The organism is Pseudoalteromonas sp. PS5, from assembly GCF_004103255.1.
GTDB classification, from domain to species: domain Bacteria; phylum Pseudomonadota; class Gammaproteobacteria; order Enterobacterales; family Alteromonadaceae; genus Pseudoalteromonas; species Pseudoalteromonas peptidolytica.
Genome location: NZ_RCSQ01000039.1, coordinates 1 through 21,624 on the forward strand (window position 1 = coordinate 1; position 21,624 = coordinate 21,624).

Annotated in this window: 16 protein-coding genes; 8 read left to right on the forward strand and 8 right to left on the reverse strand. The window is 42.3% G+C overall.

Annotated elements, in window-relative coordinates; genetic code table 11:
* Window positions 1–22: 22 nt before the first annotated feature.
* Entirely contained in the window at window positions 23–1,357 is a 1,335-nt protein-coding gene (locus D9603_RS05350; RefSeq protein WP_128730551.1) for a dihydroorotase, read from the reverse strand.
* Window positions 1,358–1,368: 11 nt separating this feature from the next.
* Entirely contained in the window at window positions 1,369–1,860 is a 492-nt protein-coding gene (locus tag D9603_RS05355) for a Fur family transcriptional regulator (RefSeq protein ID WP_241651588.1), read from the reverse strand.
* A gap of 66 nt (window positions 1,861–1,926) precedes the next feature.
* Between D9603_RS05355 and D9603_RS05360 the strand changes: the two genes are divergently transcribed.
* From D9603_RS05360 to D9603_RS05380, 5 genes are all read left to right on the forward strand, one after another.
* Entirely contained in the window at window positions 1,927–4,338 is a 2,412-nt protein-coding gene (locus D9603_RS05360; RefSeq protein ID WP_128730552.1) for a TonB-dependent receptor, read from the forward strand.
* A gap of 135 nt (window positions 4,339–4,473) precedes the next feature.
* The gene (locus D9603_RS05365; protein ID WP_128730553.1) at window positions 4,474–5,850 is read left to right on the forward strand and encodes an alkaline phosphatase PhoX; all 1,377 of its coding nucleotides are present in this window, start codon (window positions 4,474–4,476) and stop codon (window positions 5,848–5,850) included.
* Between the two features lie 84 nt (window positions 5,851–5,934).
* Window positions 5,935–6,846, forward strand: a complete 912-nt coding sequence (locus tag D9603_RS05370; protein WP_128730554.1) for an arginine deiminase-related protein — start codon at window positions 5,935–5,937, stop codon at window positions 6,844–6,846.
* Window positions 6,847–6,891: 45 nt separating this feature from the next.
* Window positions 6,892–8,322 carry an alanine/glycine:cation symporter family protein gene (locus D9603_RS05375; protein ID WP_128730555.1) on the forward strand — a complete coding sequence of 477 codons (1,431 nt, stop codon included), beginning with the start codon at window positions 6,892–6,894 and terminating at the stop codon, window positions 8,320–8,322.
* Window positions 8,323–8,519: 197 nt separating this feature from the next.
* Window positions 8,520–9,179: an outer membrane beta-barrel protein gene (locus D9603_RS05380; RefSeq protein ID WP_128730556.1), complete on the forward strand. Its 660-nt coding sequence runs from the start codon at window positions 8,520–8,522 to the stop codon at window positions 9,177–9,179.
* Between the two features lie 145 nt (window positions 9,180–9,324).
* On the opposite strand, the gene D9603_RS05385 is transcribed toward D9603_RS05380, so the two are convergent.
* Entirely contained in the window at window positions 9,325–9,936 is a 612-nt protein-coding gene (locus D9603_RS05385) for a TIGR04211 family SH3 domain-containing protein (protein ID WP_170178633.1), read from the reverse strand.
* 298 nt (window positions 9,937–10,234) lie between these two features.
* On the opposite strand from D9603_RS05385, the gene D9603_RS05390 reads away from it, so the two are divergent.
* Together D9603_RS05390 and D9603_RS05395 are read left to right on the forward strand one after the other, a co-directional pair.
* Window positions 10,235–11,755: a CYTH and CHAD domain-containing protein gene (locus D9603_RS05390; protein ID WP_125250459.1), complete on the forward strand. Its 1,521-nt coding sequence runs from the start codon at window positions 10,235–10,237 to the stop codon at window positions 11,753–11,755.
* Window positions 11,756–11,888: 133 nt separating this feature from the next.
* The gene (locus tag D9603_RS05395) at window positions 11,889–14,009 is read left to right on the forward strand and encodes an ATP-binding protein (RefSeq protein ID WP_241651589.1); all 2,121 of its coding nucleotides are present in this window, start codon (window positions 11,889–11,891) and stop codon (window positions 14,007–14,009) included.
* Window positions 14,010–14,597: 588 nt separating this feature from the next.
* Here the strand turns inward: D9603_RS05395 and lnt are convergent.
* The 5 genes from lnt to miaB are packed head-to-tail and all read right to left on the reverse strand — an operon-like array spanning window position 14,598 to window position 20,038.
* The gene (gene lnt / locus D9603_RS05400; protein ID WP_128730557.1) at window positions 14,598–16,175 is read right to left on the reverse strand and encodes an apolipoprotein N-acyltransferase; all 1,578 of its coding nucleotides are present in this window, start codon (window positions 16,173–16,175) and stop codon (window positions 14,598–14,600) included.
* Entirely contained in the window at window positions 16,153–17,031 is an 879-nt protein-coding gene (gene corC, locus D9603_RS05405) for a CNNM family magnesium/cobalt transport protein CorC (protein ID WP_128730558.1), read from the reverse strand. Before corC ends, lnt begins: the two co-directional genes overlap by 23 nt.
* Window positions 17,032–17,053: 22 nt before the next feature.
* Entirely contained in the window at window positions 17,054–17,512 is a 459-nt protein-coding gene (gene ybeY, locus D9603_RS05410; protein ID WP_128730559.1) for an rRNA maturation RNase YbeY, read from the reverse strand.
* Between the two features lie 3 nt (window positions 17,513–17,515).
* Entirely contained in the window at window positions 17,516–18,550 is a 1,035-nt protein-coding gene (locus D9603_RS05415) for a PhoH family protein (RefSeq protein WP_125250454.1), read from the reverse strand.
* 54 nt (window positions 18,551–18,604) lie between these two features.
* Window positions 18,605–20,038 carry a tRNA (N6-isopentenyl adenosine(37)-C2)-methylthiotransferase MiaB gene (miaB, locus tag D9603_RS05420; RefSeq protein ID WP_125250453.1) on the reverse strand — a complete coding sequence of 478 codons (1,434 nt, stop codon included), beginning with the start codon at window positions 20,036–20,038 and terminating at the stop codon, window positions 18,605–18,607.
* Window positions 20,039–20,268: 230 nt separating this feature from the next.
* Here miaB and D9603_RS05425 point away from each other — a divergent pair, with 230 nt between their 5' ends.
* Window positions 20,269–21,435: an FAD-dependent oxidoreductase gene (locus D9603_RS05425; RefSeq protein WP_128730560.1), complete on the forward strand. Its 1,167-nt coding sequence runs from the start codon at window positions 20,269–20,271 to the stop codon at window positions 21,433–21,435.
* The last annotated feature ends 189 nt before the right edge of the window (window positions 21,436–21,624 follow it).

Here is a 21,624-nt window from a genome sequence, read left to right on the forward strand (position 1 = left end):
AAACTTGAAAGGTAAACATGCCCTAGCGATTAAAAATTAGTGGCATAGCGGCTTTGGGTGTATTAAGCGGTTGTTGGCCGTCATAAACGAGACTGCCATTCACCCAAGTTTTTAAAACTTTTGCTGAAAAACGGTGACCGTCGAATGGGGTCCAGCCACAGTGATAGTGTGTTTTCTGATGGCAAGTGAGCGTTTCGTGATGAGGGTTCACGAGCACTAAGTCAGCATAGTATCCTTCACGAATAAAGCCTCTATCTACAATGTGATACCTTAACGCTGGATTATGTGCCACCTTCTCAACGAGTTGCTCTATAGATAAACGCTGATGACGCACGTGGTCGAGCAAGCTTAACAATGCATGTTCAACTAAAGGCAAACCCGCAGGTGCTTGCTGGTAGGGGAGTTGCTTTTCTTGCCAAGTATGAGGCGCGTGATCAGTAGCAATAATATCTATTTGATTATTACGCACTGCTGCTAACAAAGCATCACGATCGCTTTTCGCTTTAATCGCTGGGTTGCATTTTATTAGGTTACCCTGCAGTGCATAATCTTCTTGACTGAACCACAAATGATGAACACATGCTTCTGCCGTAATATGTTTGTCGCGAATATCGCCTGAAGGGAATAAGCTCAATTCTTTTTCTGTTGTGATATGCAGTACATGTAAATCGCTACGATATTGTTTCGCTAAAGATACAGCGTACGAAGAGGATGAATAACACGCTTCGACGTCACGAATGATGGGGTGATCTTGAATTGTTAAACTGCCACTGCGTCCGATGCACATGGATAAATTCTTTTCAATCATTCTTCCATCTTCACAGTGGGTGACAATTAGGGTGGGACTTTCTCTGAAAATTGCGTCGAGAGCTTGTGGATGCTCAACGAGTAGATCGCCTGTTGATGCCCCCATAAAAACTTTAACACCGCAGTACTTCTTCGCATCTAAACGTTTTATTTGTTCTAAATTATCTTCGGTTGCCCCTAAGTAAAAACTATAGTTTGCCAGCGAACTTCTAGACGCAATCGCGTATTTCTGTTCAAGAGCTTCAATGGTTGTAGTCGCAGGGCTTACGTTTGGCATTTCCATATAGCTGGTGATACCACCTGCCACAGCAGCTCTGGATTCTGAGGCTATATTCCCCTTCTGTGTTAAGCCGGGCTCACGAAAATGTACTTGGTCGTCTATCATTCCAGGGAGTAGAAAATAACCAGTCGCATCCACAATATAGTCATTTGACTGTGCCGTTATTGAACTTTCAATTTTATTTATTCTGTTATCAACGATAAGTACATCACATTCTTGTGATTGATTTTCGTTAACCACAATTGCATTTTTTATCAGTGTGTTTTTCATATTGTAGGGACCTATTTGTCAAGTTTGGCTTTGCAAAGGTTACATAAGCCAGGCAACTCTAAGCGTGCATTTGCAGCTGAAAATCCAGTGCTTTCTACCGCTTTAAATAGATGCTTGGCAGCCTCTTGAACAGAATCTATTTCTTCTATTTGATGGCAGGATTTGCAGACTAAGAGTACGGATAGATGGTGATGGCACGCACCATCTAGACTCTTACAGGCTATATATTTATTTGCAGAATGGATCCGGTGTGCCAGATTGACTGATTCTAAGAATTCAAGAATGCGGTACACGGACATTGCTAGAATAGGAGAGTTGGTGCTTTTATTGTATTTGTCAGTAAGTTCATACGCTGATAGCGGCTCGACTGTTTGCAATAATATTTCAAGCACGCCCTGTCGTTTTTCAGTTAAACGCAGCCCTAACGATTGGCATTTTGCTTGAGCCTGTTTGAGAATAAAGTTTCGTTGAGTTTTGTTCACGGCAATGACGATATAATCCACTTAACTATTGTTATAATATAACATATCAAGCATAATTGATACAATATAACATTTATTGGAGTCGTTATGTCTAAACTATCAACAATATCCTTGCTCGTTGCTGCACTGTTACCTACAAGCCTTGTAGCAAAGTCCGTAGAAGGTACAGTCGTCAATAAAGCTGGTAAAGGGATTGCAAATGCATCAATTGAGGTCGAAGGAACTGATATTCGAATACTCACAGATAACAATGGTCATTTTCAAATTTCGGGTGTTGGGCTTGGAAATAAACAAATCCATGTAAGAGCACCTGGTTTTGCTCATCTGCATAAGGCGCTCACTCTGGATCAAGGTGGCGTTAAAAACGCAATGCTAGTGTTAAATCGCTCTCCAATAGAAGTTATAGATATTGTTGCTACCCCTGTACATATGTCGGCGATGGAATCTGCGGTTCCAGTTAGTGTTTTGTCAGGTGAAACATTGCGTCGACAACAAACCGCTACACTAGGAGATAGCTTAGAAAAATTGCCTGGCGTCAATACAAATTTTCACGCCAAAGTAGCGAGTACACCAATTATTCGAGGTTTGAGTGGCCCGCGAGTGTTGGTGACGCAAAATGGATTAGATGTCAGTGACGTATCTAGGGTTGGTCCTGATCACTCAGTCGCCTCCGAAGCCTCAACGGCTCAACAAATCGAGGTGTTGCGAGGACCTGCAACTCTTTTTTATGGTAGCGGTGCGATTGGAGGAGTGGTTAACGTCGTCGATACAAGAGTTCCAACCGATAATACAACTCGCGGAGAATGGAATCTGGAAAGTAACTCTGTTGATGACCAAAATACAGCCTCGTTTAATGCGACATCGGGTATTGGTTCTATGGCCTTATATGTTGATGCATTCTGGAGAGAATCTAATGATTACGAAGTACCTGTTCCTGCTGAAATCCATGAACATAGTGAAGGAAATGACAATGATGAACATCACTATAAAGTAGCAAATAGTGCTGAAGAGTCTGATGGTTTTACTGTTGGCTCAAGTTACTTATTTGATCAAGGTTATGTCGGTGTGGCTGTTGAGAAATTTAACCGCAAATACGGCATTCCGGGGCATACGCATGGTGATGAAGAAGCACATAATGAGGCTGAAGAGCAGGTTTTTGCCGACTTAACACAAACAAAAGTGCAACTATTAAGCGAGTACAAGTTTAACAAAGGTTGGCTTGATAAAGTGAATGTGCGTACTGGTTTTACAGAGTATGAACATGCTGAAGTTGAGCACGGCATGGTTGGAACAACATTTAAGAATGATACCAATGAGTTAAAAGTTGATTTACTACATCAGCCTCTGTCCGCTTGGACTGGTGGAGTAAGCTTACATTACAAACACAGTGATGTTGAGGCTCAAGGTAGTGAGGCGTTTACGCCACCATCTGATACCCAAACACTTGCGATAGGGGTAATGGAAGAAAGGCGATTTGGTAATTTTTTAGTGCAGTTAGGTGGTCGTATTGAGCAAGTGGAGATCACAGCAAGTAATGTGCCTTTACCGAGTATTGATGTCCATTCGCACGATACTGAAATGCATGACCACATCGGTCACAATTCAGAGGCAACAAAGGTATATGCGGTTGAGCACCATTTTACCCCTATCAGTTTATCTTCGGGTCTTGTATGGGACTTTGCGCAAAATTATAACCTTGGGCTATCTGTTTCACACTCTGAACGAGCTCCTTCTTCATCGGAGTTATTTTCCTTTGGTCCTCACATAGGAACTGGCACTTATGAAGTTGGTGCTTTGTTTAAAATGGATGAGCACGGTCATTTCGAACTCGATGAGAAAGATATAGAGCTAGAAAAGTCGCACAATATTGATATTACAGTGCGAAAAACCCAAGGTGATATAGGCTTTATTTTTAATGCTTTTTACAACCAAGTAGATAACTACTACTATCAAATAGAAACTGGGTTTTACGCCGAGAACGGCCATAGTCACGACCACGACCACGACCACGACCATAATCATGAACATGAGCACGATCATGCTTCCGAATTACCTATTTATTTATTCAAGACAGATGATGTGGTTTTGCACGGTTTTGAAGCGCAAGTTGCTTGGCAATTGACCGACGAGTTGAAAGTTGATGTTTTCTCAGACTTTGTGCGTGCCAGGTTAGAAGAAGGCGGCGATTTACCTCGTACACCACCTCTGCGCTTTGGGTCGCAGTTTAGTTATCAGACGGATAACCTCAGTGCACATATCCATATTACTCGATATCAAGAGCAGGACCGGATTGCACCAGAAGAAACCACGACCGACGGTTATACCCTAGTTGATGCTAGCATCTCTTATGATCTTTCGGTGTTCAATCAAGATCTCTCTATTTATCTTAGGGGAAGTAACCTAACGGATACAGAAGCTCGAGTACATAGCTCATTTTTAAAAGATATTGGTCCTCGTCCGGGTCGCAGTTTTGCACTTGGTATTCGCGGCTATTTTTAAGAATCTCAATCATTATGTACCTGTTAGCTAAAGCCATACAGGTACATAAGTCACTGAGTTATGCAACAACATAGATTTTAGCTATGTGTAGCACTAGATTATTACCGACACGATTCACAATCAGCAGGGGAAATTATGGTTTCACGTCGAGGGTTTTTAAGGGGGGCAGGCACCCTAGCATTTATTGGCCTTTCTAAAAGCGCATTTGGCAGAGTGCCACTATTAGATTTTAACACGATGATAGCTGGGTATGGACCGTTGATCACTGACCCCAATGGCTTACTCGATTTGCCCCAAGGTTTCAGTTATCAAATAGTATCAAGCCTTGGGGGGGAAATGTCCGATGGTTTTACTGTACCAGATAAAGCCGATGGTATGGGTTGTATTGCTTTAGATGAAGAGCGGGTTGCATTGATCCGCAATCATGAATTGAAACCAACAGATTTAGCAAAAGCCGATAATAGTATTCGCCAACATAAAAGTGATCTTGCTTTTGATACAAATGGCTCAGGCATCGCGCTTCCAGGTGGCACAAGTCATATTGTCTATAACCTAAAAACACGTCAAAAAGAACAAGAATATTTATCCTTGGTTGGCACTATTCGCAACTGCTCTGGTGGAATAACGCCTTGGGGGAGTTGGCTTACTTGTGAAGAAACAACTGCAACTAAAAATGATGGTTTTACACAAGATCACGGGTATATTTTTGAAGTACCAGCGACTGCAAAGGGTTTAATTAAGCCACAACCTCTAAAAGCAATGGGGCGGTTTAATCATGAAGCTGCTGCTGTTGATCCCAAAACAGGTATTGTTTATCTCACGGAAGACCGGGGAGACAGTGTGTTTTACCGCTTTATTCCAAACGAAAAAGCAAAGCTCCACAAAGGCGGGAAACTACAAGCGTTGGCTGTGAAAGAAAGCCCGCAATTTGATAGTCGAAATTGGAATAAAAAAGCGATGCCACTTCATCAGGAGTTTATCGTTGAGTGGATAGATTTGGACGACCCGCAAAGTGCTAAAGACGATTTACGGATCCGTGCTTATCGAAGTGGAGCAGCGTTATTTGCTCGAGGTGAAGGGATCCATTGGGGTGAAAAAGAACTGTATTTCTGCTGCACCAATGGTGGGAAAAAGCAGCTAGGGCAAGTGATGAAATATCAGCCATCTGAATTTGAAGGGACAGAAAAAGAACATCTCAGTCCAGGAAAGCTATCTTTATTTGTGGAAAGCACTAGCCAGTCTCTCTATAACTTTGGTGATAATCTCACTGTATCACCAAAAGGTCATTTAATTGTGTGTGAGGATCAGTACTCGGATATTGTAAATAACTACCTAAGAGGAGTGACACCAAATGGTGAACTTTACAATTTTGCTAGATTAACCAAGCAAACTGAACTTGCAGGCGCTTGTTTTTCACCAGATGGAGGTACGTTATTTGTCAATGTCTACTCACCAACTACGACACTAGCGATTGTTGGACCTTGGGAGTGCTTCAATGAATCCTGTACATAATTAACTTGTTTGGACAATTTAAATTATCTTATGGTGTGGTTACACTGGTGAGGAATATGACAACACCAAAATAACGAGTGCAGTATGACAACAATATTCCAAGCACCTCAAGCGGTGGTGATGATCCGCCCACACCATTTCACTTCAAACCCCCAAACCATGCAAGATAACGCTTTTCAGCAAGCTTGTAGCGAAAACAACCCTAACAATAGAGCTTATGTTGAGGTCAGTAACGCAGTGCACGCGTTAGAATTAGCTGGCGTGAAAGTGCACTTATTTGAGGACACCTCTACGAAGACTCCTGATTCAGTATTTCCTAACAATTGGTTTTCGACTCATAGTGATGGTCAATTGACGATTTATCCTATGTATGCACCAAATCGACGGCTTGAAGTGCGCAGCGACATTATCGATTTTTTACGTGCTCAGTATCAGGTGACAAATATCAATGACTATAGTCATCTAACCGCTGAAGAAATATTTCTTGAAGGCACCGGCTCAATGGTTATCGACCATCAAACAAAAGTGGCCTATGCGGTAGAGTCTAAGCGCACCAACACAGATTTAGTTAATCAGGTTTGTCAGCAATTGGGGCTACAAGCCGAGATATTTAATGCCTATGATAAAAACCAAGTATCGGTTTATCACACTAATGTCTTAATGTGTGTTGCGACCGACTTCGCCATGATATGTCTAGATATGGTGCCTGAACATCAGCGGACAAAACTTGTTGCCTGTTTAACGCAAAGCGGTCACACGCTAATTGAGCTATCTTATGAGCAAACCCAACATTTTTGTGGCAACGCGATTGAGTTGCAAGGGAGCACCGGTCGCATACTTGCGCTTTCTACTACGGCTTATCGGGCGCTATTACCAGAGCAAATTACTATCATTGAAAAGTCAGCTAAGCTAGTTGCTATTGATATACCGACAATTGAAGCCGCAGGTGGCTCGGTGCGTTGTATGATTGCTGGAGTCCATTTAAATAACCGTTAAAAAATACTAGATAAATGGCAAATAATAATAAAATAGGAACCGCCTATGTTTGAAAGTGCAGTTAAGAGTATCAATGGGCTCTTATGGGGAGAAGGCCAGATACTTATTTATATCCTGTTATTTGCAGGGTTCTGGTTCACTATTCTTTTGCGAGGAATACAAGTGGTTAAATTTCGCCACATGTTTAGCCTATTAAAAGGCAGTAGCAAAGGCGATAAAGATAATATCAGTTCTTTTCAAGCATTATGTACCGGGCTATCCGCAAGGGTCGGTACTGGGAACTTGGCAGGTGTGGCGGTCGCTATTTCTCTTGGCGGTAGTGGCGCTATATTTTGGATGTGGATGATAGCTATTTTGGGGATGGCAACCGGTTTTGCTGAAAGTGTGCTTGGTCAAGTCTATAAAGTACGTGATAGTCAAGGCGAATTTAGAGGGGGCCCTGCCTATTATATTCAAATGGGGCTAGGTAGTAGGGCACTGGCCATATGCTTCGCACTGTGTTTGTTTTTGGGCTACGGCTTTACCTTCAGCGCAATGCAAACGAACACCATTACCGACGCGCTTAATTACGCATTTAATATCCCAACTGGGTACTCGGGTATTGTGATCACTGTACTTGCAGGTGCAATCATCCTTGGTGGCTTTAAAGCGATTGCTAGATTTGCCGAAAAAGTGGTGCCCGTAATGGGATTAGTCTTTGTGCTCGTTGCCATCGTCATCACAGTGATAAATTACTCGCAAGTGCCGGGCATGCTGTTAGATATTTTGCGCAGTGCTTTTGGTTTGCAAGAAGCGGGAGCTGGCGCTCTTGGTGCAGCCATTAAAAATGGCATTCAGCGTGGCCTTTATTCAAATGAGGCTGGAGCGGGAAGTGTGCCGCACGCGTCAGCCAGTGCGACGCCGATACCCAACCACCCTGTGACTCAAGGTTATATTCAAATGCTAGGGGTCTTCTTTGATACAATCGTACTATGTAGCTGTACCGCTGTGATAATTCTCTTAGCCGATATCGATATCGGCAGTGAGATGGAAGGTATACGCCTTACACAATCTGCGATGACATCCCACTTTGCCGCAGGGGGCGTGTATTTTGTCGCGGCAGCAATCACTTTATTTGCTTTTACTTCCGTAGTAGCAAATTATGCCTACGCTGAAAGTAACTTACATTTATTCCATTTAGATAATAAAGTTGGTCGTTCAATCTATACCGCGTGTTACTTATGTATGATGCTTTGGGGCGCCTCAGCGACACTTAAGCAAGTGTGGGATCTAGCTGACATTGCACTAGGGTTAATGACCGTAGTTAACGTCATCGCGATTGTCCGCCTTACGCCTACTATTTTGGCGGTTACAACGGATTACCATAGTCAAAGTATGAAAGGTAAACCACCGGTATTTGACACCAAAAAGGTAAAAATACAAGGAGTAACCGAGTCAGGAGTTTGGAATAATAGTCGTGAGAATTACTCAGCTTAAAACGTTGAAAGAAGGGTTATGGAGGGCTTTTTACCTCAGTTTATTCACAGGAGTTTTGAAGTAAAAGCGCCGTTATATTTTCTATCACATACTCTATTTAAATTTATTATATTCAGTGTATACTGCCGCGCGCTTTTTATTTCAATATTTTTAATTAAATATTGCTCTTTTTTTAATCTGTAAATTTTGATGTGATAATGAAAATAAAACTATTTGGATTGGTATTACTATCCTTGCCTATTTATGCGGAAGCTGAGATCAACGTATACTCAGAAGCACTTATTGGTAAAGCCAATAATGAACTTTATGCGAAGGACGACTTTGACGGAAGTAAGCGCGCGTCATCTGCCATGTCTGATTCATTTGGACTTAGACTGGGTTTCGAGCTTACCGAGCAGTTAGCTCTTGAAATCTCTAAACACCATCATGGGGAAGCACCTGCCGAATATACAGTTCATAGGTCTACCACAATCCCTGGAAGTAATGAGGGTCCCTTTACAACTTCATATAACGTTGTCTTGCCTATTGATACTGAATCTCTAAGACTTGGAGTTAAGGGTAAGATAGCGTTGTCTAACAAAGTTAATGCGAATATAAGAGTGGGAATTGCACACTGGAAATACAAAGATGTGATCCCCGCACAATTAGTTTCTCCAGATAATACTGGCTCAGGTGATAGTGGTAATGATATTTATACTGCTGTAGGATTTAATTATCAACTTACAGACAATCTCTATGCAGGTTTAGAATACGCCCTTATAAATATTAAAGAGTCGCAAGAATATGACTATGGGGGCAACGTTAAGTATGAGCATAATTTACACGAATTATCCATAGTGCTCGGTTGGGCTTTTTAAACCGCAGATTCTCGTCGCTGAGTAATTAGCGTCAGGGATCTATTTAAAATTGGTCAAATTGATTGGTTTTGTATCACCTGTTTTGGTAATCGGGTTTGGGCTCTTCTCAATGATGAGATTACCCAAACCCAGCGATGATTAGCTATCACCAGCCATCGTAGCGCTTTCTACGAGATAAAAATAGTGTCAGGATCACACCGATAATGATGCCACTAATCCCGATGATACCTCCGTAAGTCAGCAGCTGGTGCTGTTCTTTTTGGACTTTTTGCTGCTGTGACAAGCGTTCATCTTGAAGTTGCTGTTCAAGTCCGGAAATGGTCTCTTGTAACGCTACGTTTTCGGCAAGTAAATTGGTATTATTTTGTTGTAAGGTGGGCAGCTGTTGCTGAGCGTCATTGAGTGCTGTTTGAGTATCAACCAGCGTTTGATTCAGGTTCTCAAGCTGTTGTTTTAGTCCGGCCTCAGTGGTAATGAACTTACTCTCTACCCAGCCTTCTCTTTCCTTATCATCTTTAATTTGGACAAATCCATCTTCAGCGCCACTGAGTATAGTGATTGCTGTGCCTGCATCCACAGAGCCTAAAATCCGATAATTTTTACTTGGACCTGTGTGCATGAAAATATAAAGATTGTCACTTATATAGCCATTTGGCTGCGGTGGGTTTGCTGGGGTAGTGTCGGCAGGCTCTTCAGCAAAAATGGTAAAGCTTGTTAAGAGCAGGCTCGCAATGATAAATTGCTTAAGGTTGAACATGCGTGGGCCTTTTATTCTTAGGGTGGTAAAGTTTACAAAATAGTAGGGATTTCACAGCTTAATAGCAAGGCTTTGTTTATTTTGAATAAGCCGAAATAATTGATTACATACTGGAAATTACTAAAGCGTGAGAGCTAAGCTTACGTATCAAAAATCCCGACATTTAGCGAATTTATCCAAACTATTTGTTGATTTAGCACATATTTAGCGGGATTTTCATCAGATAAAAAGATTGCAAACTCGGCTTCCTTTGTATATTTTGATCTTCCCGTAGACAAATAGGTAAAACACTGCCCTAATGGACACTGAAATAGAACTGAAATTCTTGGTTTCAGATAATGAAGTTCCGCTGATCCCTGCACTTCTCACACAGTTTGCAAAAACGGTCACCAACAAACCCGCTAAAAATTTAACGAATGCTTACTTTGATACGCCCAATCGTGAATTACGAGCGCTAGATATTGGTTTAAGAACTCGTTGTTGTAACGATGAGTGTGAACAAACAATTAAACTTGCAGGAGAGGTTGTTGGTGGGTTACATCAGCGGCCTGAATATAACTTACCTATTCAGTCAGGGCGTCCAGACTTACATGCTTTTGATGCTAACATTTGGCCTCATGGCATGCAGTTGGAATCCATTGCGCAGAATATATTCCCGATCTTCAGTACTAACTTTATTCGTCGTACATGGCTATTGGAGACGGATTCTGGTACTAAGATAGAAGCGGTATTAGATAAAGGCGAGATCGCCGCGAACGGCCAAATTGAGCCAATCAATGAGCTCGAGATAGAATTAATTGAGGGAAATAAAGAGGATTTATTTCTTTTGGCTGATCACCTGATAAAACAAGCAGGTATGCGCTTAGGGTTATACTCTAAAGCAGCTAGAGGTTATCGAATAGCGGACGACAAGCCGCTGAAACCAAATAAATTTATAGGTTTTGTACCTCTTAAATCTAAAGCGACGCAAGAGCAAGCACTCATCGCGACGGTAAGCTACGGGATCCAATTTGTACAAAAGCATGAACAGTGTTATTTCAATAAACCGAGCTTAAAAACACTTAAGCGAGTCATTGATGGCATCTCACTTATTCGTCATGCGTTTTGGCTATTTGATGATATCGTGGATAAAAGCTTAACTGAGAGTATTCGCAATGAGTTGAAGTGGTTGTTGTCAGAGTTGGCTTGGGTTGAGAATGCCATCCACCTTAAAACTTATACTTCAAAGCGTCATGCTTATTATAAAAAGCTAAATCAATTTCCTGAGTTAGCTCATGTGATCACCGATTTACAGGATGTACAGCCAACACCGACGGACATTGAAGACTTATTTCATTGTACCCGTTATAACCGGTTGATCCTCTCGTTGACGCGCTGGTTGGTTGATAGAGCTTGGCGTAAAAATTGGGATCAAAAGGCACTGAGCGCAGCGCAGCTGCCAGTTACTGATATTGCTAATCAACTTTTCGATAAAGATTGGCAAGCGTTGAAAAGCCTGTTGCCGCAAGAAAAAACGCTATCAGAATATGATTACTTACAAGTGAGAACAAAACTAGAAAACACGCTGCTTAGTGGCAATTGCCTAGGCAAACTTTACGATAAAGAAGCACGCAAAGCATTTAGAACGCCATGGATTGATGTGGTGTATGGCATCTATGAACTTGAAACCTTGGCTTATTTGCATCAACTTTGCCAAAACCAAAATTCTGACGCATTACAAGAAGTACAAGTGTGGCTAAAACAAAAATCTGATTTTTTAGTGAGTGCCATGGAACAAAGCCGGCAATCTTCAATGCTATCTGAACCTTATTGGTGTTGATTCAAAAGAGCGGGGCAACCCGCTTTTTTAATGTGTACTGTCATGGCTACTCCCTTTAAACTAAACCGACTTGAGCGACAATTAAAAAGGCAAAATGGTGTCATATATTAAAATAACTTTGCTTTGGATATGTGTGTTGTTAGCACCATTTAGTCAAGCAAATGAACGTTTATATGAAGTTTTCATCAAAGAGCTTCAGCAAAAAGAAACTCGTGAGCAAGCTCTGCAAAAAGTTGATTTGGTGCTTGAATCGACTCTTGCGCCTGAAGAAATAGCAGAGGTACACCATAAAGTAACCGTCGCATTAAAAAATGATTTTAAATTAGAGGATGCGCACCGCTGGGCTGAGCGCTTCAAGCAAATATTGCTTACGTATCATTTGCCACAATATGAGGCAAAGTACTCGTTGACCTATGGGGACCTCATGCTCAAAGAGGGGAAGTTCAGCGATGCGATTAGCTATTTAGACTTAGCTGTGTCTCAGCTATCTGCACTTAATATGCATCGGTTGTTATGCCATGCTTATCGGTTCCGTGCGGGTGCTTACAAAAATAATGGTAGTTATAAAAATGCCATAGAGAGTTATGAGTTATCGATTGAAGTGGCAAAAAAATATGAGTTTGCGGATTTACAGGCTTCGTCTATCACGCAATTAGCTGACGTTTATTCCGACCTTTCTTTACCAGATAAAGCACTTAAATTGTTGCAGCAGTCCATTGCGGTGTTGAAAAGCCAACAACACCAAAATACGTCACTACTTGCCCAAGTTTACTATAACCTAGGTGGAGCCCATCAGGTGATTGGGGATCACGAGAAGTCCCTTCAAGCCTATCAAACAGCCTATAATTACGACCTTGAAAGTGGAGCTGTAGTTTACTCGGCTTATACCTTGATCCGTATCGGTCGTGAGCAAATCAAACTTAAGCGCTTTGATGAAGCGCAAGCATCGTTTGAAAAGGCTTACGAAATTTTCGAGTCTCATAAACATACCAGAAATCAAGGTTGGGCCAAGAGCAACCTTGCTGAGCTTAAGCTCAAAGAAGGTAATAAAACAAAAGCCAAAGTATTTGTTGAGCAGGCACTTGAGCTTATCGACCCTATCCAAAGTAAAGTTCTTTATCAAGAAACGATGACAACGTATGCACAAATTGTGTTGCCAGAGCGTGCTGAATTTTTTATTGAAAGCATGAAGCAGATCGTTGCTGAAGAAGAAGCATATCTTGGCCTCAAAGAAACCGCATTGCGTGTCTTAAAAGACGCTTATAGTGCACAAGGTGACTTTGAATCCGCGCTTAACTATCAGTTGCAATATACCGAATCCAAGATCTCTCAGTTAGAAAAAGAAGCTAGCCAAAAAGCGCTTGCTTATCAATTGGATACAGAGTATCAGAAAAACCAATTTGAGTTACAGAGTCTAAAAACACAACGTGAAGTTGAGCTTGCCGAGCAGCGCATCCAGCAAATTGTTACGGCAGCCGGAGTCGGTGTTTTAATTATTTTCTTGAGTGCGTTTTTATTACTAGCGAGAAACAAACGTCGTGCACTGGAGCTGGAAAAACAATTACTCAACAAAGCTTTGGATTTAAAACAGCAACTTCTTGCTGATATATCCCACGAATTGAGAACGCCGCTTACTGTACTTAAACTACATATTGAATCATTGGAACATAATTTGGTGGAAAACCCAAAGCAGAGCTACAAAGTGCTTAACCGCCGCCTCGATACGCTTAACACTTTAATCAAAGATATTTACGAACTTGCGCAGGCCGATACTGGCAGTCTTAATCTTGCATTAGAGCGTGCCAATGCCAAACAAGCGTTTATTGGCTTTGTAGAAGATATTGATGATTTTGTGACGGATGAAGGGCTTGAATTTAACGCCAATATTGAACTTCCAGACGATCTGGAAATCGACATTGATGTAACAAGGCTGGCTCAAGTATTTAATAACTTAGCTCGCAATAGCGTAAATTATACCGACAAGCCAGGTGAAGTTTCCGTGGATATTGGCTATCGAAATCAGCAACTCTACTGTGTCATTGAAGATTCAAGTCCTGGAGTGGACGATGAAGCTTTAGGGCGTTTGTTTGAGCGCTTGTTCCGGTGTGATAAGTCTCGTAGTCGAGATCTTGGTGGTTCAGGTCTGGGTTTATCCATTTGCCAAAAGTTGGTTGATTTGCACGGTGGCAATATCACAGTAGCGCACAGCGAATTAGGCGGGCTGAAAGTGAGTGTTATTATACCTTGTGAGTAATGTTAGCCTATCTTTACCTAGAGCTAGGTAGTACAGATAAGAACGATTTTATATCGCGATTTAGTAAAGTCTCGCCACATAAAGTGGCTCCTACCTGAGTTTATAGACTGAATGTAGGAGCGATTTTACATCGCGATTTAATAAAATCTCGCCACATAAAGTGGCGCCGACCTGAGTTTATACACGATTTAATAAAATCTCACCACATAAAGTGGCTCCTACCAGAGTTTATAGACTGAATGTAGGAGCGATTTTACATCGCGATATAGTAAAGTCCCGCCACATAAAGTGGCGCTGACCTGATTTTATACACAGCATGTAGGAGCGATTTTACATCGCGATTTAGTAAAGTCCCGCCACATAAAGTGGCGCCGACCTGAGTTACATACTGCATGTAGGAGTGATTTTACATCGCGGTTTAATAAAGTCTCGCCACATAAAGTGGCACCGACCTGAGTTTATACACTGCATGTAGGAGCGATTTTACATTGCGATTTAGTAAAAGCTCGCCTCATAAAGTGGCTCCTACCAGAGTTTATAGACTGTATGTAGGAGCGATTTTATATCGCGACAGGCGCAACACCGCAACTATAAAAAGTTGCGTTCAAACCGTTTAAGCACAATAGGTTTGACCTTTGCAGTGGTTAATATTAGTACAATAAAAGTGACGATAAACCAGATAGGGCGATTCCCATGCTCTGCGTACCAGCTCACTCCATTAATTAGCTTCACATCAGTTTTCAGTATATTCGCTTCGAATTGTGGAATGACATGCTGAACTTTACTAAGTGGATCGTACACACCAGTTATACCATTGTTCGTTACCCGGACTAATGGACGCTGCAGTTCTAAGGCACGCATGCGAGCGATCTGCATATGCTGATGTGGACCATGGGAGTCACCAAACCAAGCGTCATTACTCACAGTAAAAAGGATATCTGACTCCGCTGTAAAGTTGCCCCTTACCAACTCGCTAAACGCAATTTCGTAGCAAATTGCGGGTAGTACATGTAAGCCATTTGCAAGTAAATTAGGCTGTACCGCTTCACCTCGAGTAAACGACGACATCGCTAGGTTAAACAGAGGTGCGATAGGACGTAGTAGGTCTTCAAATGGTACAAACTCACCAATAGGTAGCAGCTGATGCTTTTGATAGCGGTTTTTGTGCAGATAATGATATTGCCCTTCGCTATCTTCTTTTTCTTTTTTACCAAGCGTTATCAGCGTATTGTACGCGGTTCTAGTATCAAATTGATAATCGGGAATACCAGTAATCAAGGCTGTGCCGTTGAAGGCTGCTGCTTTGTCTAGATTTTCTAAAAATGGATAAGCTATATCTTCAAATTCAGGAATAGCAGCTTCCGGCCACACAACTAGGTCAACGCCTTGCCAATTTGGCCTAGTCATATCTCGGTATTTAGACATGGTTGGCCAAAACTGCTCAGGCTCCCAACGTAGGCTTTGTTTGATATTACCTTGCACAAGCAAAGTGGTGACCTCGTCTCCTGAATATTTTAAGGTGCCCTGAATTAAAGGAACACTGTAAAGCGCTGAAATACCCAAAAAACTTACAATAGCTAGATATATAGCGCGTTGTTTAAGTAAGTAATACAGGCTAGTTACCACTAGAATAATTAATAATGTCAGGCCAAACTCACCAACCCAAGGAGCTAAAGTATTCAGTGGTGAGTCTGTTAAGGTGTAGCCAAATCTAAGCCACGGAAAGCCCGTTAATAGGTGAGCACGTAACCATTCAGTAATCGCAAAGCCAGCAATAAGGGCGAGCACCCGTTGCCATGGTGTGTGAGTAAAGTAGCTGGCAAAAATAAATGCTAATGTTGGGTAGAGCGCCAAGTAAGCACAAAGTAGCGCCATTAACAGTGCAGAGATAGCTAAAGGAAGACCTCCAAATTCGGCAATAGAGACATGTACCCAGCTGATACCAAGGGCAAACCAGCCAAAACCAAATAGAAAGCCATATTTAGCCGCAAGTTTTGGATCAGGCTTATCGGTAAGCCAAACAGCGATAAGCAAGCTCGCAAAGACAACGGGCCAAACACCAAAAGGGGAGTAAGCAAAAGTAAGTGCACAGCCAGAAAAGAGTGCTAGCCATGCGAACTTATCTTTTGCGAGGTTACTCAGGTCAGATACTAGAGTCTTCAACATGTTCAGATTTAGGCACACTTACTTGAATTTGTAAGATCCTCCGGTTGTCGGAGTTAGTAACCTTAAACTGAAGGGGATCTATGTCTATGGTTTCACCGCGGCTTGGCATGTGGCCAAACGCATGAAGAATGATACCACCAATGGTATCTGCTTCTTGGGTATCGTAGCTGGTTTTGAAGAACTCGTTAAATTCATCCAAAGGTGTAAGAGCTTGTACGGTATAAACATGTTTGGATAGCTGACGAATATCCTGTTGTTCTTCGTCGTCATCATGTTCATCTTCTATTTCACCAACAATGGTCTCAAGAATATCTTCAATGGTAACCAGCCCAGATACACCGCCGTATTCATCAATCACGATAGCCATATGGTAGCGCTTTTGACGAAATTCGTTGAGTAACGTATCAACACGTTTACTTTCAGGCACGACTACGGCTGGACGCAGATAATCACGGAGACTTGGCAAATCGCTCTGTTCACGCAAAATCAAAGGTAAGAGATCTTTGGCAAGTAAGATGCCCTCCACGTGGTCTTTATCCTCACAGATCACCGGGAAACGTGAGTGCGAAGATTCTACCATCATAGGTAGTTGAGCATTGAGCGGCTCATCCACATCTAGTGTAATCATTTGTGAACGCGGGATCATGATATCGCGCACTTTCAGCTCTGATACACTGAGTACACCTTCCATCATGTCCTTGGTTTCTGGATCAATCAGCTGGCGCTCTTGCGCATCAGCAATGACCTCAGCCAGTTCTTCTTTATTTTGGGGTTCCCCTTGCAGCATCTGCGTGATGCGTCCCAGCCAGGTCTTGCCAGAAGAACCCTGACTACTTTGCGAGTTATCGTCGCTCATTAGTTGTGTCTGCTCCGTTATTTTAACAATCGTCTCTGTATGGATCTGCGATATGCAAAGAAGCGAGAATCTGCTTCTCTATTGTTTCCATTTCTACCGCGTCTTGTTCATTTATATGGTCAAATCCAAGTAAATGCAAGCAACCATGGATAACCATATGGGCGAAATGGTCATGAAAGGTCTTTTCTTGCTCTACGGATTCTTGGTATACCACTTGGGGACAGATAATTAAATCACCAATAAGTGGTAACTCGATCCCAGGTGGTGCATCAAATGGAAAAGATAATACATTAGTTGGCTTATCTTTGCCCCTGTACTGGCTATTTAGTTCTTGGCTTTCCTGCTCGTCAGCGATGCGAATCGTTAATTCTGCTTCTTTGCGAAACTGCGTTAATGCGTGTTCAGCCCATACTTGGAATTGTGCTTCGGATGGCAAGTTGTCAAACTCACAAGCCACTTGCAAATCTAGCATTAAGTCCATGGTTTATTCCTCAGAAGATTGTTGCTTTGCTTGCTGCTTTTCAGCTTTAGCAAAACGTTCTTGCTCTTCTTTCTTCTCATATGCTTCAACGATACGAGCTACAACTGGGTGTCTAACTACATCGTGAGATTTGAAGAAATTAAATGAAATTTCCTCTACGTCATTGAGTACTTCAATGGCATGGCGAAGACCTGAGCGCGCGCCGCGAGGTAAATCTATCTGCGTGATATCGCCGGTTATTACCGCCTTTGAATTGAATCCAATCCGAGTTAGAAACATTTTCATTTGCTCTGAGGTGGTGTTTTGACTCTCATCTAAGATAATAAAAGCGTCATTAAGTGTTCGACCACGCATATATGCCAAAGGTGCAACTTCGATGACGTTTTTTTCAATTAAACGCTCCACTTTTTCAAAGCCAAGCATCTCGAATAGTGCATCATAGAGTGGGCGAAGGTAAGGGTCGATTTTTTGTGTTAAATCACCTGGTAAGAAGCCTAACTTTTCACCTGCTTCAACCGCAGGGCGAGTAAGTAGAATACGACGGATCTCTTGTCGCTCTAACGCATCAACCGCTGCTGCAACCGCAAGATAGGTTTTGCCCGTTCCTGCAGGGCCAACACCGAAGGTTATATCGTGTGTTAAGATATTGGCGACGTACTGGCTTTGATTTGGATTACGGGGCTTAACTACACCGCGACGAGTCTTAATATAGACTTCTTTATCCCACACGGTTGGAGCGTCTTGTTCCAATACATTCGCTTCTGTGATTGCCAGGTGAACCTGATCTGGCTCGATTTCTGTCATTTTTCCTTTCACAGGCTGAGTATCAACATATAGAGATTTTAGAATATCCACAGCAGCTTTTGCTGTTACTGCTTGCCCGGTCACTTTAAACCAATTGTCACGGTGGGCGATTTCAACTCCAAGGCGACGCTCTATTTGTTTTAAATTTTCGTCGAACGGACCACAAAGAGAGGAAAGGCGGTGGTTATCTGCGGGTTCTAAGTAAATTTCTATATTCTTAATCTGATTACTCAAAATGTCTTCCTATAAAAATGACGCTAGCCGGAGCTAGCGCGCAATTTAAAAATGCTAGGGGGTAAAAGTACCAACACCTAATTCATTAATTTCAGGCTCTTGTGGCGCTTTGTTTAAGATATCCGCAGGTTTTACGTCACGACGTAAATCCATTTCAGCTTCAGTTCGGATAAGCTCACCACGTAACGAGTTTGGTAACGCCTCTGTAATACGTACATCGACGAACTGGCCGATCACAGAATGTGGGCCTTCGAAGTTTACAACGCGGTTATTTTCGGTTCTACCACGAAGCTCCATAGGGTTCTTCTTCGATGGACCTTCAACCAAGATACGTTGCTCGGTATCGTGCATTTTGCGGCTAATATCTTGCGCCATTTGGTTGATACGATTTTGTAGAATATACAGACGCTCTTTCTTTTCAGACTCAGCAACGTCATCTGGTAAATCCGCGGCAGGTGTACCTGGGCGTGCCGAGTAGATGAAACTAAAGCTCATATCAAAACCAATATCATTGATAAGGTTCATCGTTGCTTCGAAGTCTGCGTTTGATTCACCCGGGAAACCAATAATGAAATCTGAGGACATGCTCAAATTTGGACGGATTTTACGTAGCTTACGAATGGTTGATTTGTATTCAAGTGCGGTGTGACCACGCTTCATCAGGTTCAAAATACGGTCTGAGCCGCTTTGTACTGGCAAGTGTAAATGGTCAACAAGTTCAGGAACATCAGCGTACGCTTCAATAATATCCGGCGTAAATTCTACCGGGTGAGAAGTGGTATAACGAATACGATCGATACCGTCAATTGCAGCAACATAGCGTAGCAAGTCAGAGAAATAGCAGATTTCACCATCGTGCATTTCACCACGATACGCATTTACGTTTTGGCCTAATAGGTTTACCTCTCGCACGCCTTGTTCTGCAAGCTGAGCGACTTCTAAAATAACATCGTCTAACGGACGGCTAACCTCTTCACCGCGGGTATAGGGTACAACGCAGAACGTACAGTACTTAGAACACCCTTCCATAATCGACACAAATGCCGATGGACCTTCAGCTTTTGGCTCAGGTAAACGGTCAAACTTTTCAATTTCAGGAAACGAAATGTCGACAACAGAGCCTTCTTTACTCTGCACCTGCTTAATCATTTCCGGCAAGCGGTGTAAGGTTTGAGGACCAAACACGATATCAACAAATGGAGCACGTTGTCGAATTGTGTCACCTTCTTGCGATGCGACACAGCCACCTACGCCGATAACGAGATCTGGGTTTGTGTCTTTTAATAGTTTCCAGCGACCAAGTTGGTGAAATACTTTTTCCTGCGCCTTCTCACGAATCGAACAAGTATTGAGTAGGATCACATCAGCTTGTTCAGCTTCTTCTGTGAGCTGATAGCCATTTGTTGAATCCAAAAGATCCGCCATTTTCTGGGAGTCGTACTCATTCATTTGACAACCCCAGGTTTTAATATGCAGTTTTTTACTCATTTAAATATTGCCTCGTTTACAACTCGGTGTTTAGCACTACGCTTTCTCGGGCAGGCGATACTGAAAGTGATATCATTATGCCTAAAGGACGCGTATTTTATATGACCTATCTTGTCAAGCCAAGTATAGATTTTAACTTTCAAAATGTGGATCAATACAGTGCGTTTTAAGCAAACATCTGTTTTTATATGCGTTACAATGCGCAAAGACTCTAATAACGGGAATATGGCATGAAAAACAATGCTCTGATAGTAGGAGGCGGCATGGTAGGTGCTGCTTGTGCAGTGAAGTTAGCTAAGCAAGGTGTTGATGTTACCCTGATTGAACATGCACCGATCTCACCTGATGCAGTGTTAGCAAGTGATAAGGTCGATATTCGGGTATCGGCAATCAATCGCTTCTCGGAGCAGTTATTAGATGAACTTGGCGCTATGCCGCTACTAAGAGGTACCAGAGCCGCTGTTTACAAGCAGTTAGAAGCCTACGAGGATAAGCCTGGGCAGTTACTCTTTGATTGCGAAGAGTTAAATGCGTCACATTTAGGGCATTTAATTGAAAATAACTTGATCCAGGCAGCGCTTTGGCAGCAGTTTGACGAGTTTAATATTAAAGTAGTTTCGCCAGAGGGACTCCCCACTCACATAACCCGAAATAATGATTCAATTACAATCCATTATTCACAACAAGACTATACCGCTGATTTATTGATCGCAGCAGATGGTGGTCGCTCGGTCGTACGTCAGTTGAGTGGCATTGGTGTTACTGGGTGGCAATATGAGCAACACTGTATGGGGTTGCTCATTAAATTGGATGCGCCACAGCAAGAAAAAACATGGCAGCAATTTAAGCCATCTGGGCCTATTGCATTTCTGCCCATGCAGTACCCTTACGCCAATTTAATTTGGTATGACAATGGCAATAAACTCAAAATGCTGAAGCAATTAGATAAGCAAGCATTAAAACAAGAAGTACAGTCCGCATTTTTTGAATTACCGGGTGATTTTGAAATTGAAGATGTCGCTGTATTTCCACTTGCCAGACAGCACGCCAATGCTTATGTTGCCGAGCGAATAGTGTTAGTAGGCGATGCGGCGCATACTATTAACCCATTAGCGGGGCAGGGCGTAAACCTTGGCTTCAAAGACGTTGTAGCGCTTGCCCAAGCGTTGGAGCCTAGTGAAGATATAGGTGACAGCAACGCACTTAATCATTACGAATCTAAGCGTAGAAAAGACAATCTCTTGATGATGAGTATGATGGATGCGTGTTATTTTGGGTTTTCAAATCAAGTCACACCACTAAAGCATCTACGAAACCTCGCGTTGAATGTAGCGAATAAAGCAGGGCCGCTAAAAAAAGAAGTACTTAAGCACGCCATGGGGGGCGTGGGCTTTTAATTTGTTTGTAAACATCCTAAGAAAAGGGCAAACAGGGATAAGAGCGGTCGCACAATCTTTCGCTTTGCCTTTAAATTCTACATCTTTGTAAAACCCTCTGGCTAGACAAGGAAACAACTAAGTTGTGCTTTAGTAACAATGAGTAGGAACATCCCTTATCGAAACCTCAGGTTATACCAATTTGACTTA

Bases quoted from the DNA above. Each gene is read 5' to 3' on its own strand.
- D9603_RS05370 (WP_128730554.1), top strand. From the start codon at position 5,935: ATGACAACAATATTCCAAGCACCTCAAGCGGTGGTGATGATCCGCCCA.
- corC (WP_128730558.1), bottom strand. From the start codon at position 17,031: ATGAGCGACGATAACTCGCAAAGTAGTCAGGGTTCTTCTGGCAAGACC.
- D9603_RS05350 (WP_128730551.1), bottom strand. From the start codon at position 1,357: ATGAAAAACACACTGATAAAAAATGCAATTGTGGTTAACGAAAATCAA.
- miaB (WP_125250453.1), bottom strand. From the start codon at position 20,038: ATGAGTAAAAAACTGCATATTAAAACCTGGGGTTGTCAAATGAATGAG.
- D9603_RS05365 (WP_128730553.1), top strand. From the start codon at position 4,474: ATGGTTTCACGTCGAGGGTTTTTAAGGGGGGCAGGCACCCTAGCATTT.
- lnt (WP_128730557.1), bottom strand. From the start codon at position 16,175: ATGTTGAAGACTCTAGTATCTGACCTGAGTAACCTCGCAAAAGATAAG.
- D9603_RS05360 (WP_128730552.1), top strand. From the start codon at position 1,927: ATGTCTAAACTATCAACAATATCCTTGCTCGTTGCTGCACTGTTACCT.
- D9603_RS05425 (WP_128730560.1), top strand. From the start codon at position 20,269: ATGAAAAACAATGCTCTGATAGTAGGAGGCGGCATGGTAGGTGCTGCT.
- D9603_RS05385 (WP_170178633.1), bottom strand. From the start codon at position 9,936: ATGTTCAACCTTAAGCAATTTATCATTGCGAGCCTGCTCTTAACAAGC.
- ybeY (WP_128730559.1), bottom strand. From the start codon at position 17,512: ATGGACTTAATGCTAGATTTGCAAGTGGCTTGTGAGTTTGACAACTTG.
- D9603_RS05390 (WP_125250459.1), top strand. From the start codon at position 10,235: ATGGACACTGAAATAGAACTGAAATTCTTGGTTTCAGATAATGAAGTT.
- D9603_RS05375 (WP_128730555.1), top strand. From the start codon at position 6,892: ATGTTTGAAAGTGCAGTTAAGAGTATCAATGGGCTCTTATGGGGAGAA.
- D9603_RS05380 (WP_128730556.1), top strand. From the start codon at position 8,520: ATGAAAATAAAACTATTTGGATTGGTATTACTATCCTTGCCTATTTAT.